At 61.3% G+C, this 5,583-nt stretch carries 3 protein-coding genes; 1 reads left to right on the top strand and 2 read right to left on the bottom strand.

Annotated elements, in window-relative coordinates; all coding sequences use genetic code 11:
- Positions 1-2,711, bottom strand: a 2,711-nt coding sequence (locus tag RY1_RS29130) for a non-ribosomal peptide synthetase (RefSeq protein ID WP_139280015.1), incomplete at its 3' end; no start/stop codon positions are given.
- A 90-nt stretch (positions 2,712-2,801) separates the two neighbouring features.
- Between RY1_RS29130 and RY1_RS29125 the strand changes: the two genes are divergently transcribed.
- Positions 2,802-4,844, top strand: coding sequence for a multicopper oxidase family protein (locus tag RY1_RS29125; protein ID WP_072807532.1), 2,043 nt, complete (start codon positions 2,802-2,804; stop codon positions 4,842-4,844).
- A gap of 101 nt (positions 4,845-4,945) precedes the next feature.
- Here RY1_RS29125 and RY1_RS29120 read toward each other — a convergent pair.
- The coding region (locus RY1_RS29120; RefSeq protein WP_218019875.1) for a phosphopantetheine-binding protein at positions 4,946-5,583 on the bottom strand (638 nt) is incomplete at its 5' end.

Genomic DNA, 5,583 nt, shown 5'->3' with positions numbered 1-5,583 from the left:
CCCTCCGAATGCAGTACAGCGACCGATGCACCCACACCCGACACACCCGCCAACACAGCCTCCACCTCACCCAACTCCACCCGCGCACCGCGCACCTTCACCTGAAAATCCGTACGCCCTACGAACACGAGCTTTCCATCGGGGTCGATGACAACATTGTCTCCCGTTCGATACAGACGAGAGCCGTTGTCTCCCCATCCATTCTCGCCATCACCACCACCGAACGGATTCGCCACGAACCGACCCGCCGTCAAACCCGCCCGACCCACATACCCCCGAGCCAACTGCACACCCGAGACATACAACTCACCCACCACACCCACCGGAACCGGACGCAACCACCCATCGAGCACCACCACACCCGTGTTGTCCACCGGAACCCCGATCGGCACCACACCACCAGCAGGTCTGAACTCGGCCTTCGTTTGCTCCAGCGTCGTCTCGATCGTCACTTCCGCCGGCCCGTATATGTTCCAGGTCGGGACGTTCCACTTGTCGAGTATGCGATCGAACAGTCCGTTACCGAGAGTCTCGCCGCCCGCCACGAGGTACTTCAATCGATGGCCGTCGATCGTCGACTCGTTGTCGAGCATGGTCGACAGGATCGAAGGAACGACATCGGCGAACTGCACTTGTCCACTACTGAATTGGGCGGCAAGGTCATCGATGTCGTTCTCCTTTCCGATCTCGGAAAGGACGATGGTGGCTCCCGCCACGAGCGGCCACAAGTTCTCGACGATGTACGGGTCGAATGTGGGCGCCGCTTTCTGCAACACGCCGTCTCCGGCACCGAGTGGGAACGTCGCGAGCCGCCAGTACACTTCGTTGAGGAACGACCGATACGAGGTGAGCACGCCCTTCGGATAGCCTGTCGACCCGGAGGTGTAGACGACATATGCGGCCGCGTCGGCGAATCGCTCATCCCCTCGCACGGACACTGCCGTGTGGTCGGCGTCATCCACGCAGTCTTCGATCAGCACGACCTCACCCAGTAATCCCTGCAACAGATCGCCGTACGGTGCGAGGATCTCGCGTGAGGCGACCGTCACCCGCGGTGCGTAGTCACCGAACAGATATGCGAGGCGCTCGTTCGGCAACGTCGGGTCGATCGGGAAAACCGTTCCACCCGAGGCGATACCCGCGAACAGTGCGATCGCTGCGGTCTCGTCACGCGGAAGGAGAACTGCAACTCGATCCTCGTAGTCGACGCCGTGGCACCTGAGTGCGGCACCGAGCGAGGCCGCCTGCGCGACGAACCGGCCGTAGCTGACGGTTCGTTCCCCGATCCGGAACGCGATCGCCTCCGGGTCGGCCGATCCGATCTCCAACGCGTCGCGGAAGATGTCCCGGTGCGGTCGATCGAGCACCGGCCCTTGCTGAGCACGGTTGTCCTGATCGCTGCGAACCGAGAGATCGAGCCCTTCTGCCGTGAATGCACGCCGCATGAAGCCCTGGAGGTCAGCAATCGTGGCGCTGTCGATGTCCGTGGAATGGTAGAGATCGAGCGTACCGACCGAACCGTCCTCGCGTGCTCCGACCGTCAGTGTCAAGGGATAGCCGTCGACGTCACGGCCGGCGTACACCGGTAGCGGAAAGCCCGAGATTTCGTACCCGTAGCGCTCGGTGACCTCAGCGAAACTGGTGTATGCCTCGGCACTTTCGACGACGACGAGACTGTCGAACAAGTTTCCGATTCTCGCCTCCGACTGGATCTCATGGAGTGCGACGTAGTGATGCGGCAACATCCGCAACGACTCGGATCGAATTCGACTCGCGAGGTCGGCGATGGTTTCCTGAGGATCCAGATCCACTCGAACGGGCACCGTGTTGATGAACATTCCGAGCGCGGAGTCCGAACCCGCAAGCTCAGGTGGACGACCGGACACCGTCACGCCGAACAGAACCGTCGACGAACCCGTCAATCGAGATACTGCCAGGGCCCAGATCGCCTGCGCGTACGCAGCGGGAGTCAATTGGCGTTCCTGCAAGACAGCTTTCAGTGCAACCGCATCGTCGTGGGCGACCTCCATCTGCGCCGACCGCAGCGGCTCGCCCGTCGGAACAGGCACCGTGAGGGTTCCGCTTTCGACCCCGGCGAGGTAGTCGGTCCAGGCTGCGAGTTCCGCATCGCGATCGAGTCCGGCTTGCCATTCGAGGAGATCGCGATACGCGAAGACCGGCGTCCTTGCGGATGACCCGTCGACCACTGCGTTGTACCGCTCGAATATCTGCCGGAACGTGTTCGACACCGACCAGCCATCGGAGATGATGTGGTGGATCGTGATCGCGAAAATTGCTGTGCTGGAGCCGAAGGAACCGAGGGCGAAGCGAACGAGTGAACCACTTCTGAGGTCGAATCCGCGCCTGAACTCCTGATCGAGCATTCTTCGGAAGTCGGCTTCCGATGCTGGGTCGAGGCACTGATAGTCGCGCCGCGCGATATCGATGTCGATCCCGTCGAGCACTGCCTGTACGACCTCGCCGCTCTTGCGCGTTCGAAAGCTCACTCGCAGTGCGTCGGTGTCTTCGATCAGGCCGGCAATTGCCGCACCGAGTATGTCCGCATCGAGCGCACCGTCGACCCTCACCGCCTGCTGCATGACATTGACGTCATCGGAGTCGTCGTCGTTGAGCGAACTCAGGAAGTACATCCCCTCCTGAAGTGGCGACAGTGGCCAAACGTCGACAACCTTCGGTGCACTGTCGGACATGCGTGGGCCTCTCGATCGCGCGGAATGCTCGCCACATCGGCAACGAACCGATGTCCGAACCTGCAGTTCGGTAATGCTACCCTAAGAGATGTGGCACGAGCGACACGCCGACCTGACGGCGACAGCAATCCCGAGGACAATCCGAACGCAGATCGGAAGCCTGAAATCGACACAGGACTGAGCCGACGAGCACTGTTCGGGTCGGCTGCGACGGCCCTCGCTACCGCGGGTCTCGGCTACTACGCAGGCAACTGGGAAAGCGGCGAATCGACGGCGGGAACGGGTCATCATGCGCAGACCACCGCCGCTACCGGCTACCAGCCCATCCGCATCGATCTCCCGGAGGACGCATACTCCGAATTACCCGGCGTCACAGGATTTGTCCGCGACATCACCCCGTTCGTCGATCCGCTTCCCATTCCGCCGCGCGTACCGCTCGAATCCTTCCGCGGAACGTCGCACGCTGCGATCACCATGGTGTCCCAGTCGGTGAAACTGCACCGTGACCTCCCGCCGACTCCGATGTGGACCTACAACGGAGCAGCACTCGGCCCCACCATCGAGATAGGCCGCGACGAGCGACTACGAGTTGCCTGGGAGAATCAGATCTCGACGCCGTTGCCCATCGTCGCGGTGCAGGGCACCGTTCCGGTCATGCCGCCCTACTGGGACGAATACGGCGTCGGGGATTTGCGTCCGATACGCGACATCGCCGCTATTCCGCCCGAGTTGGTCGTGCATCTCCATGGCGCACACTCGACCGGATCGAGCGACGGATGGGGTGAGAACACCGTATCGCCGGGAAACGCACAACTGTCCGAGTTTCTCAATCGTCAACCCGCAGCGGCACTGTGGTATCACGACCACACCATGCACCTGTCCCGTTTCACCACCTATGCAGGCCTCACTGCCGGAATGTACGTCATCAGAGACAACGAAGAAGCTGCGCTCGACCTTCCTCGCGGCGAGTTCGAGATTCCCTTGGTGGTCGCCGATCGCAACTTTCTCACCGACCCGAACGGTAATGTCAACGGAATCCTCGTTCACAAGACCGTGGTCTTCGAGGAGGGACCGGAACCGTTGATGCGCCCGGCAACTGGGCCGGTGACGATGGTCAACGGAATGATCTGGCCTTACGTCGACGTCCAGCGACGTAGCTACCGATTCCGCATCCTGAACGCTGCAGACATTCGCGCATACCGGTTCGACCTCGTCGACGAGACCGGAGCAGCGGTTCCCGAAGGGACAATGGTTCTCATCGGAACCGACGGAGGACTGATCCACACTCCGGTCCCCCTCGACGCGCCCATCCTGGTGCTGCCCGCCGAGCGTATCGACGTCATCGTAGACTTCGCGCGCCTTCCCCCCGGCAATTACACACTGGTCAACCTCGCCGAGACGGCACCCGATTTCCGTGGGATCCTCGAATTCCGCACGGCAGATGGAAACCCGTCGCAACCTTCGGTGATCCCCGACATCATCTCCGCCACAGCAGTATCGGATGCGACGCCGAATTCGGACGCCATCACCGAGCGCGCGATCCTGATCACGCGAGCCAACCAGTTCAACGCGCAGTTGTGGGAGCTGGAGGTGTACACGGGCTCACTTCCGAGGCTGCCCGCTGACGGATTCGTGCAGATCAACCGCGACGACAAGACGACCACGTACCGCCGCGTCGCGCGATCGTGGTCGGATCCGGTCTCCATCGAGGTGGTCCCCGATTCGTGGGAGAAGTGGACTTACATCAGTATCGAGGACGTGCTCGATCCGCACCCAATGCATATCCACAATGCGCACCTGTCGGTCATCGAACGACGCCAACTCGATACCGATGGATTCCTCGAATTCGAGCTTGCCGACGGCACTTTCGGGCAAGGAACCGAAAGTCCGATGGTCGTCGGCGACGAGGTTAAGGTCGACGAGCACGAGCGCTACCGCAAGGACGTCATCCATGCACGGTCTCTGGAACTGGTGACGGCACTGGTCAGATTCGGCCCCAATCCAGGGCGGTTCATGCACCACTGTCACATCTACGGGCACGAGGACCACAGCATGATGCGCACGTTCCTGTCCACCGACGAACGGTCGACCAATGCGATCGCGACCCACATGAACCACACGTCGAAGCACTGAGCAGGCGGTACCACTGCACGACGCGTATTACTCGAACATTTGATTGCACGCACGAGCGATGGCACGTCACGGAGCAATCGCATCCGTGACGTGTCCCTGGTTCAGAACAACTCTTCGTCCTCGTCCAGCTCGATCATCGGCCTCGACCTCTTCGCGCTCGACGCTACCGAAGACGGCTTCGGCCGGCTCACCACCAGATGCGTTGCCGCACTGGCAAGTGACGGTGCCAGCACCAGATCGGTCGTCGACAACTCGAGATCACGCCGCCGCAGCGCCGAGATAACCCTGATCGCAATCAAACTGTCTCCACCTGCAGAGAGGAAGCTGGAGTCGAGATCCACGACAACGTGGCCGAGGATCTCCGACACCGCCTCCACCAGCAGTCGCTCCATATCCGTGCTGGGCCCACGGACTTGAACGTCGTTGTCCGAGAGCACAGGAAGAGACGATCGATCGACTTTTCCACTGGACAGACGCGGCAGCTCGGACAGAATCACGACACGGGGAACCATGTAGTGTGGCAATTTGTCGCTACTGCGTTCGACGACCACGCTCTCGGTCACTTCTCGATCATTCGTCGTGACATAGCCGATGAGTCGGGATGCATCGTCGACGATCACCACCGCCGACATGACACCCTCGACCGACAGCATCGCACTTTCGATCTCACCGAGCTCGATACGCAGACCACGCAACTTCACCTGAAAATCGGTACGCCCGAGATACTCGAGCGTCCCAA

The sequence above is a fragment of the Rhodococcus yunnanensis NBRC 103083 genome (assembly GCF_001895005.1).
Taxonomy (GTDB): Bacteria; Actinomycetota; Actinomycetes; order Mycobacteriales; family Mycobacteriaceae; genus Rhodococcoides; species Rhodococcoides yunnanense.
The sequence above is the reverse complement of the archived record's forward strand: the minus strand, read 5'-3'. Positions and strand labels throughout refer to the sequence as shown.